The organism is Streptomyces sp. NPDC029216, from assembly GCF_040648015.1.
Lineage (GTDB): Bacteria > Actinomycetota > Actinomycetes > Streptomycetales > Streptomycetaceae > Streptomyces.
The window spans coordinates 1-22,322 of the sequence record NZ_JBEZWL010000124.1 but is presented as its reverse complement, the minus strand read 5'-3'; the positions used below and the strand labels follow the sequence as shown (position 1 = coordinate 22,322).

At 72.8% G+C, this 22,322-nt stretch carries 13 protein-coding genes; 4 read left to right on the top strand and 9 right to left on the bottom strand.

Going from position 1 to position 22,322, the window contains the following annotated elements:
- The 7 genes from AB0F18_RS30835 to AB0F18_RS30805 form a co-directional block, all read right to left on the bottom strand.
- On the bottom strand, nucleotides 1-3,728 hold a 3,728-nt coding region (locus AB0F18_RS30835), incomplete at its 3' end, for an amino acid adenylation domain-containing protein (protein ID WP_362066570.1).
- Complete coding sequence (locus AB0F18_RS30830) at nucleotides 3,725-11,521, bottom strand: amino acid adenylation domain-containing protein (RefSeq protein WP_362066568.1); 7,797 nt, start codon at nucleotides 11,519-11,521, stop codon at nucleotides 3,725-3,727. The genes AB0F18_RS30835 and AB0F18_RS30830, both read right to left, overlap by 4 nt.
- A gap of 40 nt (nucleotides 11,522-11,561) precedes the next feature.
- Nucleotides 11,562-12,755, bottom strand: a complete 1,194-nt coding sequence (locus AB0F18_RS30825; protein WP_362066566.1) for an NAD(P)/FAD-dependent oxidoreductase — start codon at nucleotides 12,753-12,755, stop codon at nucleotides 11,562-11,564.
- A gap of 9 nt (nucleotides 12,756-12,764) precedes the next feature.
- Entirely contained in the window at nucleotides 12,765-12,983 is a 219-nt protein-coding gene (locus tag AB0F18_RS30820) for a phosphopantetheine-binding protein (protein WP_362066564.1), read from the bottom strand.
- Nucleotides 12,980-14,548: an amino acid adenylation domain-containing protein gene (locus AB0F18_RS30815; RefSeq protein ID WP_362066562.1), complete on the bottom strand. Its 1,569-nt coding sequence runs from the start codon at nucleotides 14,546-14,548 to the stop codon at nucleotides 12,980-12,982. The genes AB0F18_RS30820 and AB0F18_RS30815 overlap by 4 nt, the downstream gene beginning before the upstream one ends.
- 94 nt (nucleotides 14,549-14,642) lie before the next feature.
- Nucleotides 14,643-15,374: an LmbU family transcriptional regulator gene (locus AB0F18_RS30810; RefSeq protein ID WP_362066560.1), complete on the bottom strand. Its 732-nt coding sequence runs from the start codon at nucleotides 15,372-15,374 to the stop codon at nucleotides 14,643-14,645.
- 44 nt (nucleotides 15,375-15,418) lie between these two features.
- Nucleotides 15,419-15,634 carry an MbtH family protein gene (locus tag AB0F18_RS30805; protein WP_362066558.1) on the bottom strand — a complete coding sequence of 72 codons (216 nt, stop codon included), beginning with the start codon at nucleotides 15,632-15,634 and terminating at the stop codon, nucleotides 15,419-15,421.
- Between the two features lie 459 nt (nucleotides 15,635-16,093).
- Here AB0F18_RS30805 and AB0F18_RS30800 point away from each other — a divergent pair, with 459 nt between their 5' ends.
- Together AB0F18_RS30800 and AB0F18_RS30795 are read left to right on the top strand one after the other, a co-directional pair.
- Nucleotides 16,094-16,840, top strand: a complete 747-nt coding sequence (locus tag AB0F18_RS30800) for an alpha/beta fold hydrolase (RefSeq protein WP_362066556.1) — start codon at nucleotides 16,094-16,096, stop codon at nucleotides 16,838-16,840.
- 33 nt (nucleotides 16,841-16,873) lie between these two features.
- Nucleotides 16,874-17,890: an AfsR/SARP family transcriptional regulator gene (locus tag AB0F18_RS30795; protein WP_362066554.1), complete on the top strand. Its 1,017-nt coding sequence runs from the start codon at nucleotides 16,874-16,876 to the stop codon at nucleotides 17,888-17,890.
- Here the strand turns inward: AB0F18_RS30795 and AB0F18_RS30790 are convergent.
- Entirely contained in the window at nucleotides 17,887-19,050 is a 1,164-nt protein-coding gene (locus AB0F18_RS30790; RefSeq protein WP_362066552.1) for a serine hydrolase domain-containing protein, read from the bottom strand. The two genes, AB0F18_RS30795 and AB0F18_RS30790, sit on opposite strands and share 4 nt — an antisense overlap.
- 387 nt (nucleotides 19,051-19,437) lie before the next feature.
- Here AB0F18_RS30790 and AB0F18_RS30785 point away from each other — a divergent pair, with 387 nt between their 5' ends.
- Nucleotides 19,438-19,998 carry an LmbU family transcriptional regulator gene (locus tag AB0F18_RS30785; RefSeq protein ID WP_362066550.1) on the top strand — a complete coding sequence of 187 codons (561 nt, stop codon included), beginning with the start codon at nucleotides 19,438-19,440 and terminating at the stop codon, nucleotides 19,996-19,998.
- 26 nt (nucleotides 19,999-20,024) lie between these two features.
- On the opposite strand, the gene AB0F18_RS30780 is transcribed toward AB0F18_RS30785, so the two are convergent.
- Entirely contained in the window at nucleotides 20,025-20,717 is a 693-nt protein-coding gene (locus AB0F18_RS30780; RefSeq protein ID WP_362066548.1) for an FMN-binding negative transcriptional regulator, read from the bottom strand.
- 171 nt (nucleotides 20,718-20,888) lie between these two features.
- On the opposite strand from AB0F18_RS30780, the gene AB0F18_RS30775 reads away from it, so the two are divergent.
- A complete protein-coding gene (locus tag AB0F18_RS30775; RefSeq protein WP_362066546.1) occupies nucleotides 20,889-22,235 on the top strand; it encodes a SidA/IucD/PvdA family monooxygenase in 1,347 nt (448 codons plus the stop codon).
- Nucleotides 22,236-22,322: the final 87 nt, after the last annotated feature.

The window sequence follows — 22,322 nt, the reverse complement described above, 5'->3', positions numbered from 1 at the left end:
TGTTGGTTGGGGCGGGCGTCCCCGGCGCACGAGGTTCGGCCCGCGGCCGGGCGGGCCGGGCGGGGCGCGCGGCGCCGTGCCCGCGGGCCGGCGGCCCCCCCCGGGCCGGCCGCCGGGTCGAGGAGGCCCGCCGCGACGGCGGCGGCGGACTCCTCGGCCAGCCGTGCGTTGGGGATCCCGGTCACCCGGACCGGGCCCGTCCGGTCGGCCTGGAGGCCCAGTTCGGCGAGGTCGGGCTGCTGCCCGTGCCACGGCACGGCCGGTACGCCGGCCAGGTCGAGGGCGTCGGCCGGCTCCTTGTGCAGGACGACCTCGTAGCGGTGGCGGGTGAGCTCGTTGTGCGCCTGCGCCGCCTTGAGCCGGATGTCGACGCCGACGGGACGGCCCTGCGCCCATGCGGTGAACCACTCGGGGGCGACCACCAGCTCCCGCTCGGCGAACAGCGCCTTCTCCACCAGGCTGCGCAGTTCCTCGGGCGCCGCGTACGGGTGGGCCGCGCGCTGGGTCGCGGTGAGCAGCATCCGCAGGGTCGCGGCGTTGCGGACGTCGCCGACGACCACCCGGCCGCCGGGCGCGAGCAGTTCCATGACCTCGCACAGCACCCGGTCGAGGTAGTCGGCGCTGGGGAAGTACTGGACCACCGAGTTCAGCACGACCGTGTCGAACGCGCCGCGGGGCAGCCCGGAGACGTCGTCGGCGGCCTGGGCGCTCAGCCGGACCCGCTCGCCGTGACCGGCCCGCTCGGCCTGCTCGCGGACGCGGTCGACGACGGTGGCGGAGATGTCGGTGCCCCAGTACTCCTCGACCTCGCCGACGATCTTCGCGAGCAGCAGGCCGGAGCCGACGCCGATCTCCAGCACCCGCCGCGGCGCGTACCGCAGCACCTGTGCCACCGCGGCGTCCTGCCACTCCAGCATCTGCTCGCGCGGGATCGGCTCACCGTCGTAGGAGGACGTCCACAGCTCGAAGTCCTCGCCGAGCGCCTCGTCGCCGGACTCGGCGTAGGTGTCCTCGTAGACCTGGCGCCACTCGTCGACCTGGTCGGCGGCGTCGGCCGCGGCGGCGTCCGGGTCGGGCACCACGTAGCCCACGAGGCGCTTGTCGTCCTCGTCGTCCTCGCGGACCACGACCACGGCCTGTGCCACGCCGGGGTGCGCGGCCAGCACGTTCTCGATCTCGCCCAGTTCGATGCGGAAGCCGCGCACCTTCACCTGGAAGTCGGTCCGCCCGATGTATTCCAGCCGGTCGTCGGCGGTCCAGCGCACCAGGTCGCCGGTGCGGTACATCCGCGTACCGGCGGGGCCGAACGGGCAGGCCGTGAACCGTTCCGAGGTCAGTCCGGGGCGGCCCTGGTAGCCGCGGGCCAGGCCGTCCCCGGCGAGGTACAGCTCGCCCCGGACCCCGCGCGGGACCGGGTTCAGCCGCGCGTCGAGGACGTACGCCCGGGTGTTGCCGATCGGCGTCCCGATCGCCACGGCCGCCCCCGGCTCGACGGGTGCCATGGTCGACCAGATGGTGGTCTCGGTCGGGCCGTACACGTTGAGGACCTCGGCGGCCTCGTCGGCCAGCGTCCCGGCCAGCCGGGCCGGCAGGGCCTCGCCGCCGGTCAGGACCCGCAGGCCCTTCGCGGCGTCCGGCTCGTGCAGGAGCAGCATCTGCCAGAACGCCGGGGTCGCCTGGGCCACGGTGACCCCGTGGCGGCGCAGTACGGCGACGACCTGCGAGGGGTCGGAGAGGGTGTCCTTGCCCGCGAGCACGACGGCAGCGCCGTGGACCAGCGGCAGGTACAGCTCCAGGGCGGCGATGTCGAAGGAGACCGTGGTCACCGCGAGCCACCGGTCCTCGGGCGAGAGCGGGACCCGCCGGCCCATGGTGGCCAGGAAGTTGTCCAGCGCGCCGCGCGGGACGGCGACGCCCTTCGGGTTCCCGGTGGACCCCGAGGTGTAGATGACGTACGCGGTGTTCCCGGGCGAGACGCGCGGGGCCGGCGCCGGGCCGGTGTGGCCGGCGTCGTCACGGGCGGCGGCCAGGGCGTCGGCGTCGAGGACGAGTGCCGGGCGGGAGTCTTCGAGGATGTAGTCGATCCGGGAGGCCGGGTGGTCGGGATCGACCGGGATGTAGGCCGCGCCCGCCTTCAGCACGGCCAGCAGCGCGACCACGAGGTCGGCGGAGCGGGGCAGGCGGACGGCCACCAGCGATTCCGGCCGCACCCCGCGGCCGGCCAGCCAGTGCGCCAGCCGGTCGGCGCGCGCGTCCAGTTCCCCGTAGGTCAGCGACTCCTCCTCGCCGATGACGGCGAGGGCGTCCGGTGCCGTCCGGGCCTGGCGGGCCACGGCCTCGACCAGGCCGGGCTCCAGGGTCGGTTCGGCGGTGTCGTTGGCGGTGTGCAGCAGCCAGTCCCGCTCGTCGGCGTCGAGCACGTCGAGGTCCGCGACGCGCAGCGCGGGATCGGCGACGGCCTGCTGCAGGATGCGGACGAACCGGTCGACGATGCCGACGGCCGTGGTGTGGTCGAACAGCTCGGTCGCGTATTCGAGCCGGCCGTGCGCGCGGCCGGAGGCGTCCGGGACGATGTTGAAGAACAGGTCGAACTTGGCGGTGTCGGTGCCCAGGGCGACCGGGGTGACCCGCAGGCCCGGCATCTCGATCCGCGGCCACACGAACTGCCAGGCCAGCATCACCTGGAACAGCGGCTGGTACGAGGTGGACCGGTCCAGGCCGATCAGCTCCACCAGGCGTTCGAACGGGACATCCTGGTTGTCGTACGCGGCGAGGGCCTTGTCGCGCGCCCGCTCCAGCAGCTCGCCGAAGGACGGGTTGTCGGACAGGTCGGCGCGCAGCACCCAGGTGTTGACGAAGAAGCCGATCAGGTCGGCCAGGGCCTCCTCGGTGCGCCCCTCGATGGGGCTGCCGATGGTCACGTCCTCGCCGCCGCCCAGCTTCTGCAGCAGCACCGCCAGCGCGGCCTGGGCCACCATGGGCGCCGTGGCGCCGCGGTCCGCGGCCAGTTCGCCGAGCCGGGCGACCAGGGCGGGTTCCAGCTCGAAGGAGACGTGGCCGCCGCGGTGGCTCGCCACCGTCGGCCGCGGCCGGTCCAGCGGCAGGTTCACCGGCTGGGGCACCTCGGCCAGTTCCCGGCGCCAGTAGTCCAGCTGCGCCGCCGCGATGCTCTCCGGGTCGGCCTCGTCGCCCAGCAGCTGCTGCTGCCACAGCGTGTAGTCCTTGTACTGGACCGGGAGCGGTTCCCACTTCGGCTCGCCGCCCCGGTGGCGGGCCGCGTAGGCCGCCATCAGGTCGCGCAGGAACGGGCCCATCGAGGCGCCGTCCGCCGCGATGTGGTGGAAGACGAACACCAGCACGTGCTCCTGCGGGGACACCCGCAGGACGGTCGTCCGCAGCGGGAGTTCCGTGTCCAGGTCGAAGGCCTCGGACACGGCCCCGCGCATCGCGGCGTCCACGGCGTCCGCCGCCACGTCGGCCACCCGGAACCGCGGGTCCGCCTCGTGCGGCGGGAGGACCCGCTGCTCCGGGGTCCCGTCCTCGTCCTCGACGATCAGGGTGCGCAGGCTCTCGTGCCGGGTGACGACGTCGCGCACCGCCGCGGCCAGGCCGTCCGTGTCCAGCAGCCCGTCCAGGCGCAGCACGAACGGGATGTTGTAGGTCGCGGAGGGGCCCTCCAGGCGGTGGAGGAACCACATCCGGCGTTGCGCGAAGGACAGCGGGATCATCGGTGGTTCTCCGATACGGTCATCTGCCCCAGTCGGGGGCGCAGCTGGGGGCGGTTCGACGTGGCCAGTTCCTCGATCTGGACCGCCAGCTGGGCGACGGTCGGATGGCGGAACACCGTCGTGACCTTCACGTCGACGTCGAGCGCGTTGCGGATGCGGCCGGTGAGGCGGGTGGCGAGCAGCGAGTGCCCGCCGTGGTCGAAGAAGTCGACGTCGATGCCGACCTCCTCCACGCCCAGCAGCTCGGCGAACAGCCGGCACAGGACTTCCTCGTTCCGGTTGCGCGGGCCGCGTCCGGCCCCGGCCTGTGCCGGGAGGTCCGGTGCCGGGAGCGCCTTGCGGTCGAGCTTCCCGCTCGGCGTCGAGGGGAGCTCGGCGAGCGGTACGACCGCCGAGGGGACCATGTACTCGGGCAGGTGCTCGCGGGCCAGGTCCGTCAGGGCCGTCAGGTCCAGCCGGCCGGGGGTCCGGCCGGCGACCGGCACCACGTAGGCGACCAGGCGCTGGTCGCCGGGGCGGTCCTCGCGCACCAGGGCCACGGCGCTTTCGACGTCGGGGTGCCCGGCGATCACCTGCTCGATCTCGCCCAGCTCGATGCGGAAGCCGCGGAGCTTGACCTGGAAGTCGGACCGGCCGATGTACTCGACCCGGCCGTCCCCGTTCCACCGCACGACGTCGCCCGTGCGGTACATGCGGGAGCCGGGCTCGCCGAACGGGCAGGCGACGAAGCGGTCCGCGGTCAGGCCGGTCTGGCCGACGTAGCCCCGGGCGAGTCCGGTGCCGGCCAGGTACAGCTCGCCGGGGACGCCCGGGGCGACCGGGCGCAGGGCCGCGTCGAGCACGTAGACCCGGGTGTTCCACACGGGCGCGCCGATCGGCACCCGGTCCGCGCCGGGTACGTGCCGGTGGGCGGTGACCTCGACGGACGCCTCGGTGGGCCCGTAGAGGTTGTGCACGCCGAGGCCGGGCAGGAGCTCGGCGGTCCTGTTGGCCAGGGCGGGCGGGAAGGCCTCGCCGGCGACCTCGATCCAGCGCAGCCCGGTGCACTCCTTGGCCGTGGGCTCGTTGACGAACGCCTCCAGCAGGGAGGGCACGAAGTCCGCGCCGGTCACGCGCTCGCGCCGGATCAGGCCGGCGAGGTAGGCCGGGTCGCGGCGCCCGTCGGGACGGGCGATGACCACGGCGCCGCCCACCTGGAGCGGTGCGAAGATCTCCGGCACGGAGACGTCGAAGCTCGCCGTGGTGCTGAGCAGGACCCGGTCCTCGGGGCCGACGTCGAAGTGCGACAGGCCCCACTTCAGGCGGTTCATGATCGCCCGGTGGGCCACCTGGACGCCCTTGGGGCGGCCGGTGGAGCCGGAGGTGAAGATGACGTACGCGGCGTGGTCCGGGGACAGGTCGCGCACGGGGTCCGTCTCCGGCCGGCCGGAGACGTCCGGGAGGTCCGCGTCGAGGACGAGCAGCGGGTTCGCGCCCTCCAGCACGAGCCGTACCCGGTCCTCGGGGAGCTCGGTGTCGACGGGCACGTAGGCGGCGCCGGCCTTGACCACCGCGTAGATCGCCACCATCAGGTCCACGGAGCGGGGGATCCGCACGGCGACCAGCCGCTCGGGGCCCGCGCCCTGCTCGATCAGCCAGTGCGCCAGGCGGTTGGCGCGCCGGTTGAACTCGGCGTAGGTCAGGGTCTCCTGCTCGCCGACCAGCGCGATCCGGTCGGGCTCGCGCCGGACCTGGGCCTCGAACGCCGTCGGCAGGGTCTCGTCCGCCACGGGGTGCGCCGTGTCGTTGACGCCCACGAGCAGCCGGTGGCGCTCCTCCTGCGACAGCACCTCCATGGCGCCGACGGGGGTCTTCGGGTCTTCGAGGATCTGCTCCAGCACCCGCACGAGCCGGGCCGCGAGGACCTCGGCCGCGTCGCGGTCGAAGAGGGTGGTCTGGTAGTCGAGGGAGAGCCGCAGGTACGGGTCGGAGGAGTTGAGGGTGAGCGGGTAGTGCGAGCCGGCGAAGGGCCGGATGGCGTCGATGGTGAAGCCCGCCGACTCGTTGGCCTCGACGATGCCCTCGCGGTCGATGGGGTAGTTCTCGAAGACGACGATCGTGTCGAACAGCGAGGGCAGCCCGACGCCGCGCTGGATGTCGGCCAGGCCGTAGTAGTGGTGGTCGAGCAGGGAGACCTGCCGGTCCTGGAGGTCGGTGATGACCTCGCCCACGGCGTCGCCCGGCCGGCAGCGCACGCGGGTCGGCAGGGTGTTGATGAACAGGCCGACCATCTCGTCCGAGCCGGCCAGGTCCGCGGGGCGGCCGTTGACGGCGGCGCCGAACACCACGTCGTGCTGCCCGGTCAGCTTCGAGAGCAGGACCGCCCACGCGCCCTGGAGGAGGGTGTTGAGCGTGACGCCGAGTTCCGCGGCGCGGCGGGCGAGTTCGCGGCCCTGGTCGATGGAGAACGGGACCTCGACGCGGCCGAGGGCCTTGGCCTCTCCCTCGGCGGTGCGGTCGGCGGCCATGAGGGTGGGCTGCTCGAAGCCGGCGAGCTCCTCCTTCCACCGGGCGGCCGAGGCCTCCCGGTCCTGCCGCGAGAGCCAGGCCAGGTAGTCGCCGTAGCCGCGGACGGGGGCGAGTTCCTCGTCGCCGGCGTAGAGCCGGACCAGGTCCTTGATGACCAGCGGCGACGACCACCCGTCGAAGAGGGTGTGGTGCGCCGTGATGATCAGCTTCGCCCGCTCGGGCCCGCAGGTGAGCAGGGCCAGGCGGATCAGCGGCGGCCGCGTGGGGTCGAGCTGGTCGGCCCGGTCGTCGGCGAGGGCCCGGTCGACGGCGGCGATCTGCCCGTCCTCGGGGAGGCCGGTCAGGTCGATGTGCTTCCACGGGACCGGCACGTCCTGCGCCACCACCTGGACGGGGTCGCCGTCCAGGCCCGTGACGAACGCGGAGCGCAGGTTCGGGTAGCGGTCGATGAGGGCCTGTCCGGCGGCCCGCATGCGCGCCGGGTCGACGGGTCCGGTCAGGTGCAGCAGGAACTGCATGTGGTAGACGTCGAAGGTGCCGTCGGCGAGCGCGGCCTGGAACTGGATGCCGGACTGGCCGGGGGCCTGCGGCCACACCTCGACGAGGCGCCCGTAGCGCTCCTCCCAGGCGTCGATCTCGTCCTGCCGGACCGTGACCAGCGGGGCGTCGGAGGGGGTGAGTCCGCCGATCCGCGGGCGGGCGGCGTACGCGGCCATGCCGTGCAGCACCTCGGCCCACAGGTCCGCCAGTTCGGCGGCCCGCTCGCGGGAGAGCACTCCGGTGGGGAACATGAAGACGGTCTGGAGGCGGGGGCCCCCGTCGGTGTCGGTGACGACCGAGTTGACCTCCAGCGCGGACAGCGCGGGCAGGTCCGGGTCGGGCATCGCGATCAGCTCGGAGGACCAGTCGGACGGGGCCCAGCCCTGGCCGCGCAGGTGCTCGGGCACGTCGGCGTCGGAGATCCGGCCGAGGTAGTTGAAGCCGATCTGCGGGGCCGCGTACTCCTCCAGCTGGACCGCGGTCTCGGGGTTCAGCCAGCGCAGGAGCCCGTAGCCCAGGCCCTTGTCCGGGACGCCGCGCAGCTGCTCCTTGACCCGCTTGACGGCCTGGCCGGCGGCGGGGCCGCCGGCCAGCACCTCGGCCAGGTCCACGCCGCGCACGTCGACCGCGGCCGGGTACATGCTGGTGAACCAGCCGACGGTGCGGGAGAGGTCGGCGCCGGGGACGGCGTCCTCCTCGCGGCCGTGGCCCTCCAGCCGGACCAGGGTGGAGCGGTCGTCGCCGCGCCAGCGGCCGACGGCGAGGGCGAGCGCGGCGAGCAGCACGTCGGTGCCGGTGGCCTTGAACGCCGCGGGGAGCCGGGTCAGCACGGCCTCGGTGACCTCGGCGGGCAGCTGCACCCGGACGGTGTCGAGGGTGGACATGGTGTCGACGGCCGGGTCGAACGCCCGTGCGCCCAGCGGGGGGTTGGCGGACTCCAGCACGTCGCGCCAGTGGTCGAGCTCCTCCTCCCGTTCCGCGGAGATCGCCTCGGACTCCAGGGCAGCCGCCCAGCGGCGGGCGGAGGTGCCGACCGGGGGCAGCTCGGGCGTCCGTCCGGACCGGACCTCCTGCCAGGCCTCGGCGAGGTCCGACATGAGGATGCGCCAGGAGACGCCGTCCACGACCAGGTGGTGCAGCACCACGAGCAGCCTGCCGGGGCCCCGGTCGGCGGCGAACCAGACGAAGTCGGCCATGGTCCCGGCCTCGGGGTCGAGCCGGCCGGCCGCGGCGTCCAGCTCCGCCTTCGCCGCCTCCAGCGCCGCGGGGTCCTCCCAGCCGCCGGCGACGGGAACGCGGCGGATCAGCTCCGCCGCCCGGACGGCGCCCTGCGGGCGCACGACGAGGGAGGGCTCGGCGCCGCCGCGGACGAGCCGCGAGCGCAGCAGGTCGTGCCGGTCGAGCACGGCGTCGAGGGTGGCGGCCAGCCCGGCCTCGTCGACGCCCTCGGGCAGTTCCAGCACGATCGACATGGCGAAACGGTTCAGCCCGCCGCCGTGCTCGAACACGTGCCGGGCCACCGGCTGCAGCGGCATCGGGCCGACGCCGCCGCCCTCCAGCTCCGCGAGCACGGGCACCCGGTCCCGGCGGCCGGAGGCGACCTCGGCCAGCCGGGCCGCCGTGCGGCACTCGAAGATCTCCCGCGTGGTGAGGTCCAGGCCCCGGGCCCGGGCCCGCGCCACGACCTGGATCGAGCGCAGGCTGTCCCCGCCCACGGCGAAGAAGTCGTCGTCGAGGCCGACCCGGTCGACGCCGAGCACGTCCGCGTACGCGGCGGTGATGATCTTCTCGGCCTCGGTGCGCGGCTCCCGGTAGGCCTCGCCCGCGAACTCGGGTTCGGGCAGCGCCGAACGGTCCAGCTTGCCGGTCGGGCCGAGCGGCAGCCGGCCGACGGCCACGAAGGCCGACGGCACCATGTAGTCGGGCAGCCGTGCCGCGGTGAACTTGCGCAGCTCGGCGGCCGAGGCGCCGGCCTGCACGTCCACGTCGCCGATGCCGCCGGCCCCGTCGTCGCCGACGGCGCCCTCACCGGTGTGCACCACGTAGGCGACGAGCCGCTTCCCGCCCTGGGGCACCTCGCGGCCGATGACCACGGCCTCGCTGATGCCGGGGTGCGCGGTGAGCGCGGCCTCGACCTCGGCGGTCTCGATGCGGAAGCCGCGCACCTTCACCTGGCCGTCGCCGCGGCCGACGCACTCCAGCCGGCCGTCCGCGTTCCAGCGGGCCAGGTCGCCCGTGCGGTAGATCCGCTCGCCGGCGGGGCCGAAGGGGTTGGCCACGTAGCGCTCGGCGGTCAGGCCCGGGCGGTCATGGTAGCCGCGGCCGAGGCAGGTCCCGACCACGTACAGCTCGCCGATCACGCCCTGCGGCACCGGGGCGAGCCCCGGGCCCAGCACGTAGGCGCGCATGTTCCCCAGCGGGGTGCCGATGGGCGCGACCTCGCCCTGTGTCCACGCCTCGGACGCCGCGAGGGAGTACGTGGTGGCGTAGAAGCTCTCGCTCTGCCCGTAGGAGTTCACGATCTGCGCGCCGGGCAGGGCCTCGCGCACCTGGCGCACCAGCCGGGCCGGGAGCACGTCGCCCGCGAAGACGACCGAGCGGACGCCGGCCGCCCGGTCCAGGTGGCCCACCAGTTCCCCGAGTACGGAGGGGACGCCGCTGAGGACGTGACCGTCCCAGCCGTCGCGTTCGGCGAGGGCCAGGGCGTTCTCCACGAGCTCGGCGGTGCCGCCGGTGGACAGGGTGGTGAGCAGCTCGAAGACGGAGACGTCGAAGTTCACGGAGGTGCCGGCGAGCATCTTCCATCCGGGCGGCGCGTCGAGGACGCGCACCAGCTCCCGTACGCCGTTGACCAGGTTGCGGTGGGTGATCGCCGCGCCCTTCGGCTTGCCGGTGGAGCCGGAGGTGTACATCACGTACGCCAGGTTGTCCGGCACGAGCGGCGAGGTCCGGGCGGTGTCGTCCGGGGCCCCCTCGGGGGCGTCCCACGCGGCGCGGTCGTCGAGGTTGACGGTCTCGGCCCCGTGCTCCGGGAGCTCGCGGGCGGTCGCGGTGTCCGTCAGCACGAAGCGCGGGCGGGCCTCGGACAGTACGGTCCGTGCCCGTCCGGCGAGGTACTGCGGGTCCATCGGCACGTAGCCGGCCCCGGACTTGAGGATGCCGAGCAGGCCGGCGACGAGGTCCTCCGTGCGCGGCAGCGCCAGCACCACCAGGTCCTCCGGCCCGGCGCCGCGCCGGATCAGCTCCCAGGCGATGCCGTTCGCCCGGTCGTCGAGCTCCCGGTAGGTCAGTGTCCGGTCCTCGCACACGAGCGCGGGGGCGTCGGGCGTCCGGTCCACCTGGGCCTCGAACAGCTCGGGGACCGTCAGCTCGGGCAGCTGGGCGGCGGTGTCGTTGAGGCGGTGGAGCAGCCGGTCCCGCTCGGCGTCGTCGAGTACGTCGATCCCGCCGACCGTGCGCTCCGAGTCGGCCACGAGGGCGTCCAGGACGCGCACGAACCGGGCCGCGAGGGTCCGGGCGGTGTCCCGGTCGAACAGGTCGGTCGCGTACTCCAGGCGGACGCCCGCGCCGCCCGAGGAGTCCGGGATCATGTTGAAGAACAGGTCGAACTTGGCGGTTCCGGTGTCCAGCGTCTCGGACTCGGCGGCGAGGCCGGCGAACTCCAGTTCCCCCAGGGGTTCCTGCCAGGCGAGCATCACCTGGAAGAACGGGTGGTAGGCCATGGAGCGGTCCGGGTTGAGCAGCTCCACCAGCCGCTCGAAGGGGATGTCCTGGTTGTCGTAGGCGGCGAGGGCCCGGTCCCGGACCCGCTGGAGCAGCCCGCGGAAGGTCGGGTTCCCGGAGAGGTCGACGCGCAGCACCCAGGTGTTGACGAAGAACCCGACGAGGTCGCGCAGTTCCTCGTCGGTGCGGCCGGCGATCGGCGCGCCGATGGGGATGTCGTCGCCGCAGCCGAGGTGGTGCAGGAGCACCGCCAGCGCCGAGTGCATGACCATGGAGACGGTGATGTCCTGCTCCGCGGCCAGCTTCTCCACGGCGGCGAGCAGCTCGGGCCCGATCGGGAACTCCACCAGGCCGCCGTCGGGGCTCGTCCGCTGGGGGCGCGGGCGGTCCGTCGGCAGGGCCAGCGGCTGCGCCATGTCGGCCAGGGCCTCGCGCCAGTAGGCCAGCTGTCCGGCCGCCAGGCTGTCCGGGTCGGACTCGTCGCCGAGCACGTCCTGCTGCCACAGCGTGTAGTCCGCGTACTGCACGGGGAGCGGCTCCCAGCGCGGGGCCGCCCCCTCCTTGCGCGCCGAGTACGCCTCGGAGAGGTCGCGGAGCAGCGGCCCGAGGGATTCCCCGTCCAGGGCGATGTGGTGCACCACGAGGACGAGGGTGTGCTCGCGGGGGCCGGTGCGCAGGAGCGTGGCGCGGATCGGCACGTCGGCGGCCAGGTCGAAGGTCTTCTTGGCCTCCCGGTCGACGGCCGCCGCCCGCTCCTCGGGCGTGACCTCGACGACCGGCAGGGCCGGCGGCTGCTCCCCGGACGCCAGCACCCGCTGGTGCGGGACACCGTCGTCGCCCTCGGCGATCACCGTGCGGAGGACCTCGTGCCGGTCGACGACGTCGCGGAGCGCCGCTTCGAGCGCGCCCGCGTCCAGCTCACCGGTCAGCCGCAGGGCGAACGCGCCGTTGTAGGTCGGCGAAGGGCCTTCGAACCGGTCCACGAACCACAGCCGGCGCTGCGCGAACGACAACGGGATCATTGTGTCTCCAAATTCGGCGAACCAGGGAGCAGGTCGTCGCTCAGCTCTGGTCGAGCAAGGTCAAGAGTTCTTCGTTGTAGAAGTCGTCGATGGAGATCGCCCCGGACAGCGTGGAGAAGTACCGGTCGATGTGCTCCTGGTGGCCGACCAGCTTGCGCAGCATGTCCGTGCGCCCCTCGGGCTTGAGTTCGGCCACGTTGAGCGCGCCCTGGTACTGGCTGTGCGCCTCGTTGCCCAGGTTGTTCTCGTAGCGGCGCAGTGCGCTCCTGAGCGCGGCGTCGTCGTGCAGCCGGTCCCCGACGAGGTCGGTGAGGGACTGCGCCTGGACGAAGGCCTCGGTGATGCCGCGGGCGGTGATGGAGTCCTTGTGGTTCACCGCGTCGCCGACCAGCACCCACCCGGGCCCGTAGGCCTTGCGGAAGAAGTTCTCCTGGTGGCCCGTGCCGTACATCTGCTCCTCGCGGCTGCCCGCCCGCATCCGCTCGTACAGGTCGGGGGCCGTCGTGCGGACGGCTTCGAGGTAGGCGGGTTCCACGTTCCTGCGGACCTCGTTGTAGTCGGCCTGCGGGAAGTAGGTCATGATCAGCTTGAGTTCGTCGTTGGTGGGGACGGCGGCGACCCAGCGCCCCGGCCGCTCGTACAGCTCGAAGCTGGAGGGGACGCCGGACCAGTAGCTGTAGTAGACGCAGGTCGCGCGCGGGTGCTCGATGACGTAGGGCGCGCCGGCCTTGCGGGCGACCAGCGAGCGCATGCCGTCCGCGCCGACGACGAGGCGGGCCCGGTCCGTGGCCTCGGCGCCGCCGGGCGTCGTGTACCGCACGCCGACGACCCGGTCGTCCTCCCAGAGCAGGTCGTTGACGGCGCAGCCCTCCCGGAACTCCACGCCGGCCGCGACGGCGCCGTCCGCGAGGATGGGGTCGAGGACGTAGCGCCTGGGCGCGTACGTGGTCGTCAGGCCGTCCATCGGGAGGGAGAAGCCGTCGATGCGGACCCCGGGGCCCTCGTAGCGCTCGTGGGTGATCGGCTGGCAGCCCGAGTCGCGGATCCGGTCGAGCAGCCCCCACCGGTTGAGCAGGGCCACGCCCTGCATGTGGATGTAGTGCGAGGACAGCGTGTCCTGGGGGAAGCGCGCCTTCTCCAGGAGGAGGACGCGGTAGCCCCGCTGCGCGAAGAGCATGGCCGTCGGCGAACCCGCGCAGCGGGCGCCGATGACGATGACGTCGTAGTCGCTCACGGTGCCCCCCTACCGGTTGGATTCGATGTAGGCGGAGATCGACGCCACCGTCGGGTTGCGGAACATCTGGTCCATCGGGACCTCGACGCCCAGTTCCTCGATGTAGGCGCCCTGGATCTTGGTCATGATCAGGGACTGGCCGCCCAGGGCGAAGAAGTCGTCGTCGACCGCCACGTCCTCGCGGTCGAGTTCCCGGCACCAGATGGCGCGCACACTGTCGGCAATCATCGGAGTCCTCTCGCTCGTGCATCGACCAGCGCCGCGCGGTCCACTTTTCCGTGCGGGCTCAACGGGATCCGCGGGATGTTCGTGAACCTGGCCGGCACCATGTTCCGCGGGAGCCTCTCCATGAGGCGGGTGCGCAGGTCGTCCTCGGCGAGGTCGCTCCCGGCCGGGACGACGAACGCGGACAGCTCGGCCTCGCCGGAGTCGGTGTACGTGACCGCCACGGCCGCTTCACGGACGCCGAGCAGCCTGGCGAGCGCGCGTTCGACGTCGGCGGGGTCGATGCGCATGCCGCGCACCTTCACCTGGGAGTCGATCCGGCCGAGGACGACGAGGTCCCCGTCCTCGTTCACGTAGCCGCGGTCGCCGGTGCGGTACAGCCTGAGCGGCGATCCGCCGGCGTCGACCGTCGTGAACTTCTCGTTCTCGGGGCCGGCGGCGCCCAGGTAGCCGGCGCCGACTCCGGTCCCGGCGATGCAGATCTCGCCCTGCTCCCCCGGGGCGACGCCGCGCAGCTCCTCGTCGAGGAGGTGGATGTCGGTGTTGTGGGCCGGCCTGCCGACGGGTGCGACCTCGTGTTCTCCGGGCCGGTGTCCGGCGAGGTCGTACGAGGTCGCGACGTCCGTGCACTCGGCGACGCCGTACTGGTGCAGCAGGGTGCACGTGTTGCCCTCGCGCCGCGCCCAGTCCGCGAGCCGTTCCGCCTTGAGCGGCTCGCCGCCGAAGAGCACGTAGTCGAGCCGGGTCAGGGCGTCGCCGCCGCGCGCGGTCTCCCAGTCCACCAGCAGGTACAGGGTGCTGGAGGCGCAGTGCACCGTGCGGATGTCGTGCGTGTTCAGCAGGCGGTACGCCAGCATCGGGTCGAAGTTCCGGCTCGCCGGCAGGTACTGGGTGGCGCCGCAGAACAGCGGGGTCATCAGGGCGCGCTGGGAGAGGTCGAACCCGAACGCGCTGACGACCAGGTTGTGCGACCCGCGGTGCAGGCCGTACTCGTCCTTCAGCCAGTTCATCAGGTTGAACCAGCCCTCGTGCCGTACCGCGGTCAGCTTCGGCGTACCGGTCGACCCGGACGTGAAGACCGCGTAGCACACGTCGTCGCCGGTGACCTCCGTGGCGGGGTCGGTCGCCGGGAGGGCGGCCAGCCGGCCGGACAGCTCCTCGAAGCCGACGACCTCGACGGGCGCCGGCTCGATCAGACCGGACGTCTCCGGGGAGGCCACGATCAGGGCGAGCCCGGGGACCCGGTCCAGCAGCATCCGCAGCCGGGCCGGCGGGTAGGCCGGGTCGAGGGGGACGTAGGCCGCGCCCGCCTTCAGCGTGCCGAGGATGGCGACGAGCATGTCGTCCGAGTAGTCGAGGCACACGCCGACCTTCGCGCCCCGGCCGGCTCCGCGTGCGGTGAGGAAGTGCGCGAACCGGTTCGCCCGCGCGTTCAGCTCGGCGTACGTGACCTGCCGGCCGGCCCAGGAGACGGCGACGGCGTCGGGGGCGGCGTGCGCGTGCGCCTCGAACTGTCGGTGGACGACGGGTACCGCGGGCAGCGCGACCCGCTTTCCCTGAAGGATCATCAACTGGCTCCGGTGTGAGAGGTGTCCGGCGGGACGGGCGCCGCCGGCGCACCGCGGGAACGGGGATCGATCCGCGCGTTCGGGCGGTGCGCCGCTAGGCGGTCTTCCTGTCGGCGGTCCCGAGCAGCCGGGCCACCCACTCGTCCACGGTCAGCCCGTGCGCGGCGGCCGCCTTCGAGAGGTGGTCCAGCTGGTCGGCGGAGAGCTCGATGGTGAGCGTGGTGACGTTCTGGCGGCGCTTCCCGGCGGCCGCCGAATCGGCCAGCCGGGACACCCCGGGCTTCTCGTCGTCGCCGCCCCGGGGGAGGCCGGCCGTGTCGTTCTGCACGGCCAGGCTGGCGCGGACCGCCCTGCGGAGTTCGTTGCGCGACCACTTCTGCTGCTCGGCCTTGCGCAGCCAGTAGTCCTGCTCCGGCGGAGCCAGGCGGGCCACCTCGGCGTGGTGGGCGAAGCTGAGGCTGTCGCGCCTGCGGTGGTGGTCGAACCGCCGCGCCACCCACGCGTAGTTGCGCAGGGTCTGGTAGTCGAGCCCGGTGCGCTCGATGGCCTCCTTGTAGCGCCGCCACCCGTAGGTGGCCTCACCGAAGCGCAGCCAGTCGGCGAGCCACCAGGCCGAGGAGTTCCCGAGCTCGCGCAGGTTGGTCCCGATCTGTTCCCAGGACCGCTCGGGCAGGTTCGCCGGGAGGATCATCCCCGTCTTCTGCACCTTGGCCTGGGGCCCCACGAAGGAGAGGACCACATCGCCCTGGGCGGGCCCCTCTACGTGGCCCGCCGGCCGGGCCCGGTAGCCGCCCGCGGTTCTCGCAGCGCCGCTCACAATCTTCATCCCCCAATTCAGAGTGTCCGCCTGGGCGCGCCGACCTGCGGTGCTCAGTCCGCCGCCATGGCCTCGCGCAGGCTCCTGGGGCGCAGGTCGGTCCAGTTCTGCTCGACGTACTCCAGGCATGCGGCCCGGTCGGCCTCACCGAAGACGACCCGCCAGCCGGCGGGCACCTCGGCGAACACCGGCCACAGGGAGTGCTGGTCCTCGTCATTGACCAGGACGTGGAAGCGGCCGTCCCCGTCGTCGAAGGGGTTCGTGCTCACGTGACACTTCCTTAACTGTCATGGGGGACTCGGGAAGGGAATCGCCAGGGAGGGTACGAAGTACGGGAGAGCGGGCGAGCGGGCGCGGGTTCGCCGATCGGCGTCGTGCGACAGGGCGCGCCCGGCACTCCGGGTCGAGCGTGGGTGTGGTGCCCTGGCCTTCCAGAGCGGACCGCGGATGCCTGTGGGCTCGTGCTGCCCGCGGTGCCGGTCCTGCTCGGCGCTCACTGTATACGCGGCCCTTTTGAGACACGGTCGAGTCCCGCTCGGGAGCACGGACGGCCCCCGGCGGAGGCCCGGCACCCCCGCCGGGGTCCCGCGCCGGGGGTCCGCGCCGCGCCGCCTGAGGATCGTTCGAGAGCCGCCACACCCACGGCACAGCCCACCTGATGCGGGCGCACCGCGGGCCGGGCGCCGCTCTATGGTGCGGAGGTGCGCGGCCCGATCCGAGGGAGAGAGATGGACAGCACACGTCCTGCCTTGCGCTTGTTCGTCCTGCACCACGCGGGCGGATCGCACCTGCCGTACCGCCACTGGCCGGCCGGGCTGCCGGACACCTGGGACGTGCGGCTGCTCGACGCCCCGGGCCACGGCTTCCTCCTGGACCAGCCGCCGATCACGGACGCGGGCCGCCTGGCCGAGTTCCTGCTGGACGGCATCGAGTCCGAGCTCACGTGCCCGTATGCCCTTTTCGGCCACAGCATGGGCGCCCTCGTCGCGTACGAGATCACCCGGCGGGCCGCCGGCCGGGGCCTGCCGCTGCCCGTGTGGGTCGGCGTCTCGGCCCGTACGGCACCGCAGCCGGAGGGGCCGGCGCAGCCGTACCACGAGCTGCCGGACGCGGAGCTGCGGACCCGGCTGAACCTGCTGGGCGGCACGCCCGACGGGATCTTCGACGACCCCGAGCTGTGGTCCGTCTTCGAGCCGGTCATCCGGGCCGACCTGCGCCTGGTGGAGGAGTGGCGCCCCGCTGCGGGCGCCGGGCCGCTGCCGGTGGCGCTGTCCGCCTACGCGGGCGCGGCGGACGCGCACGCCTCACCGGCGCGGATGGCCGGCTGGGCGGGGCACACCGAGCACTTCCTGGGCCTGCGGGTCCTGGACGGCGGCCACTTCTACTTCCAGGACGATCCCGGGCCGCTGCTGCGCCAGATCGAACGGGACGCGGCCACGGCGCTCGAAGCGACGGGTGCGGCCCGCTCCTCCTGAACCTTGCGATGCCGGCCCGTGCGAGGAGAAGACATGCAGTTCCGCATTCTCGGTCTGGTGGAAGTCCGCGACGAACAGGCCGGCCTGCACCTCCTTCCCACGGGTGCCAAGCAGCGTGCGCTGCTGGGGGCCCTGGTGGTGAGGGCCGGGCACCACGTCTCCGTGCAGCAGCTCATCGACGAACTGTGGGGCGAGCGGCCGCCCGCCAACGCGGCGAACGCGCTGCAGGTCCACGTGGCCCGGCTGCGCCGGCTGCTGTCCGGTCTGGAGGGCGGCCGGGACGCGGAACGCGGCGCGGGGCAGGCGTGGATCACGACCACCTCGCGCGGCTACACCCTGCGGCTGGCCCCCGTCGAAACGGACGCCGCGTGCTTCCAGCAGCTCACCGACGCCGCCCGGCGGGTCCTGCACGAGGACCCGGGGCGGGCCGGTGAGCTGCTGCGCCGGGCGCTGTCGCTGTGGCGCGGGCCGGCGCTGGAGGGCAGCGTGCTCGGCGACATCTGCGCGGGCAGGGCGGCCCAGCTGGAGGAACACCGGCTGACCGCGCTGGAGATGATGTACGACGCGTACCTGCGCACAGGGCGGCACGGCGAGATCACCGGTGAGCTGATGGTGCTCACCACCGACCACCCCATGCGGGAGAGGTTCTACGACCTGCTGATGGTCGCCTTCTACCGCTGCGGCAGGCAGGCGGAGGCGCTCGGGGTGTACGAACGGGCGCGCAACCGCATGGTGCACGAGCTCGGTGTCGAGCCGGGGCCCGCGCTGCGCGGCATGATGCAGGCGATCCTCCACCACGACCCGTGCCTCGCCACGGCGGCCCCCCTGCCGGCCGGCCCGTCCCGGGCGGGGGCGGTGCCCGCGGAGACGGACGCGGCGGCCGGGGACGCGGTGCTGCCGCTCTTCGAGGAGATCGCCCGGCTGCAGCGCCGCATCGAGCGGCTGCAGCAGGAGCAGAACCAGCTCCTGGGCCGTTTCAACGAGTTGACCGCGGGCGCCGGCCGGCGGGTGACGGCCGGATCGGGGCTCGGCCAGGGGCCCGGCCGCTAGGGGCAGAACTCGGCGTTCACGACGGGGAGGATGGTCTCCGCTCCCCAGTTCGCGTTGTAGCTGAACGTGAGCTGGTGGCGGGCGTCCTCGGTGAAGGCGGCCAGGGAGATCCAACCCACCGCGCCACCGTCGTGGTACCAGAGGGTAGTGCCGCAGCCCAGCGTGAGCCGTTCGATGCCGAGTCCGTAGGACGCGCCCGGGTAGTCGGGGTTGTCGACGGTCGTCTTCATCTCCTTCAGCTGCTGCGGCGGCAGCAGCCGGCCGCTCATGAGGGCCTCGTAGAACCGGTTCAGGTCGCCCGTGCTGGAGATGATGTCGCCGTTGCCCCAGCTCTGCGAGCCGTTCATGTCGGTGACGTCGTCGATCCGGTCCGGCTGCGCGGCGAACAGCCGGGAGTAGCCGTGGCCGCTCGGCTCGGGCAGGCGGGCGGCGGTGCCGGGGTTGGACGTCGCCTTGAGGTCCAGGGGTTCGATGATGCGCCGGCGCACCTCGGCCTCGTACGGCTTGCCGGCGGCCTTCTCCAGGACCATGGCGGCCAGGACGTCATTGGTGTTGGAGTACCAGTGCCGGGCGCCGGGCCGGAACGGCGGCTCGTGGGAGAGGGCCACCTTGACGCGCTGCTCGGGCGTCAGGGTGTCGTACCGGTGGCCGAGGTAGCCGTCGCCGATCAGGTACGTCTCGGCGTACTGGGGGTCGGCGAGGTAGTCGAACAGGCCGCTGGTGTGGTTGAGGAGTTGGCGCACGGTGATCGCGTGGCCGTCGTTGCCGTTGCCGGTCACCAGGCCGGGCAGGTGGCGGTCCACCGGGTCGTCGAGGCCGAGCTTGCCCTCCGCCTCCATCTGGAGGAGGACCGTCGCCACGAAGGTGTTGGTCATGCCGCCGATGCGGAACCGGTCGTTCTTGGTGCGCGGGGCGCCCGTCGTCCGGTCGGCCACGCCCGATGCCGTCCGCCACACCCCGGCGGCGTCCCGCGCCTCGGCGGCAATGCCGGGGACGCCGGCCGCGACCGCCGCGTCGATCGCGCGCTGCGTTCCCTGGTGGCCGGCCGCCGGGTGCGGCTTTTCCGCCGCCGCCCGGGCGGGACCCGTGAATACGGTGGCCATCAGCGCGGCTGCCGCCATTGCGACCAGCCGGGCTCTCGGTCTTTTCCGCATGATCATGCCCCTCTCCTGGAAGTCGTCCGTGAAAAATACCTGCCCCTTGGTTCTTTTCGGCTTTCCGGAGGCTGATTTCAGGTGCATCGGCGGGCCGGAAATTGCCCGCCCATGCGGAAGGGGTTGTCCCGTCGCCGGGACAACCCCTTCGTGCTCAGCGGTGCGTGTCGTTCGAACGCTGCTCAGGTGACGCTCCAGCCCTCCCCGCAACAGTTCTCGCCGGTTGTGTACGCCCCTTCTCCTGGAGGCACGATGGCACGTCAGGCCGGTCACACCGCGGCGTCGCATGGCAGCCCGGCAACCGCTCTCCCGCAACCCCCCTCGTGGCAGCCGCACACCGCGCCGGCCGCGCCGCGCAGGGCCCAGGTACTGACGACCAAGGTGGGGCTCCAGATGCCGGCCGGGATGGCCTACGACGAGTGGGAGCGCGCCGGGCACCAGCTCGTCGGCGTCCTCGACTCGTCCTGCTGGTGGCTGGGCGACTGGCTGAAGTACGGCAAGGACCACTACACCGACCGGTACCAGCGCGGGATCCGCGCCGCCGGCCTCTCGTACCAGACGCTGCGCAACTACGCGTGGGTCTCCCGGCGCTTCGACCTCGCCCGGCGCCGTCCCGCCCTGAGCTTCCAGCACCACGCCGAGCTGGCCTCCATGCCGGTCGGGGAGCAGGACCTGTGGCTCGACCGCGCCGAGCAGCGGCAGTGGACCACCCGGCAGCTGCGCGGCGCCCTCCGCGCCACGCGCCAGGGCGGGCAGCCGGCCCGTACGGCCGCCGCCGAACCGAGCCGCCGCCTGGAGGTCCCCGGCAGCCGCGTCCAGTGGTGGCACAAGGCCGCCGAGCAGCTGGGCGTCGACTTCGAGCAGTGGGTGATGACCACCCTCGACAGCGCGGCCGCGAGCGCGCTGGAGGAGCTCGGCGGGGTGGAGGGGCGCAAGGAGGCCGTCAGCGCCTGAGGCCCGGGCGAGGGGTCAGCCGCCCGTCAGGGCAGCCGGCTCATCAGGCCGGCGGTCTCGCGCTTGTAGGTGCACGCGCTGTGCCCGAACGACTCGCGGACCCGGTCGCGCACCTCCTCCGGCTGTTCCTGGCTGAGCTTGAACATGCCCTCGGCCCCCGTCACGGTGAACCGGAAGGCCCCGACGTCGGGCACGATCTTCCTGAAGTAGTCGAGCGATCCGGTCATGTCCCAGCCGTTGCCGAACGCCCCCTCGTAGGCGCGCACGGTGGACTGCACCACGTCCAGCGTCTCCTCGATGGACTCGATCTTCTCGATCACGCCCCGGACGTGCACCGAGGTGAAGTTCCAGGTCGGGGCGGCCGGGGTCTTCGCGTACACGGTGGGCGACACGTAGGAGTGCGGACCGGTGAACGTCAGCAGCAGGACGCCGCCCGTCTCCAGCGCCGACCAGTGCGGATTGGCCCGGTTCATGTGTCCGAGCAGCGTGGCCCCCGGCAGTTCGCCGGTCCATTCGCCGGACGTGTCGGGGTCGAAGATGACCGGAAGGTGCGTGGCGAACGGACCGTCCTCGGGGCCGCCGTTGGCCACCGCGAGCGCCAGTGGATTACCACGGATCAGGTCCACCATCCACGAACTGTCCGGTTCACGGTAAAAGCTGGGCACGAACACCCGGATTCCCCCTTTCGGCAATTGGCTCCTGAAATCTGCGCCGACCATACCGCCGTCCCGCCGACAGGACAACGAATCCGGCTACAGGACATCCGGATAGGCCGTCAAACGGTCTTCAGGCAGTTTTCGAGTTGCCTCGGCGCACTCTCCGGGCAACACTTCAGAACGGTCTCTCCGGCCACCGGCCGATTTTTCCAGACGCAAGGGGGAGAATTTCCTATGGGCATAAGGGGCAGGCGCGACCAAGAGATCTACGATGTGGTCGGCATCGGGTTCGGCCCGTCGAACATGTCGCTCGCGATCGCCTTGGAGGAGCACGGGGCGAGCTCTCCGCAGCACCCGGTCACCTCCCACTTCTTCGAGCGGCAGCCCACCTTCGGCTGGCACCGGAACATGCTGCTGCCGTCGACGACCATGCAGATCTCGTTCCTCAAGGACCTGGCGACCTTCAGGAACCCGATGTCCCGGTTCAGCTTCATCTCGTACCTGCACGCCTCGAACCGGCTGGTGCAGTTCGTGAACAACCAGAGCTTCATCCCGACCCGGCAGGAATTCCACCAGTACCTCGAATGGGCGGCCGACGGCCTGCGCGACCAGGTCACCTACGGGGCCGAGGTCACCTCGATCCGCCCCGTCACCGGGGCCCGGACGCCCGACCTGCTGGAGGTCGAGGTGCGCTCCGGCGACGGCACCGTCCGCACGGTCACCGCCTGCAACGTGGTCGTCTCGACGGGGCTGGTGCCGCGTCTGCCGCAGGGCGTGACGGCCGGCGAGCGGGTGTGGCACAGCTCGGAGTTCCTGAGCAGGTTCAACGCGCAGGCCCCGGAGGACCTCAAGCGGGTGGTGGTGGTCGGCGCCGGCCAGAGCGCGGCCGAGGTCACCCGGTTCCTCTACGACTCGCTGCCGCACGCCGAGGTCTCCGCCGTCATCCCGTCCTACGGCTACTCCGTGGCCGACGACACCCCCTTCGCCAACCAGGTGTTCGACCCCGACACCGTCGACGAGTACTACTTCGGCACCGAGGGTGCGCGGGACGCCTTCTGGCGCTACCACCGCAACACGAACTACTCGGTGGTCGACGCCGACGTCATCCGGTCCCTGTACCAGCGTTCGTACGACGAGCAGGTGCGCGGCGCCCAGCGGCTGCACTTCCGCAACCTCACCCGGGTCGACCGGGTCGAGGACTCCGGGAGCGGGGTGCGGGTGGCGCTGCGCTCGCTGCTCGACGACAGCACGCAGGAGATGGCCGTGGACGCGCTGGTGTTCGCCAGCGGCTACGACGGCCTGGACCCGGCCCGTCTGCTCGGCGAGGAGTTCGACCGGCACTTCGAGCGCGACGCGGCGGGCAGACACCGGGTGGAGCGGGACTACCGCCTCGTCCCCACCTCGGGGCTGACCTGCGGCGTCTACCTCCAGGGCGGCACCGAGCACAGCCACGGCCTGTCCTCGGCCCTGCTGTCGAACATCGCGGTGCGCAGCGGCGAGATCGCCGACTCGATCGTGCTGCGGCGCACGGGGCTGGAGCTGGGGCGCACCCACGCGGAGGAAGCGCCCTCGGCCGCCTGAGGCGGCGCACGACGGGGCGGCCGATACTGTTCAGCATTGTCGAACTACGTCAGCAGGAGGCTGCGCGATGGCACGGAACATCCAGTC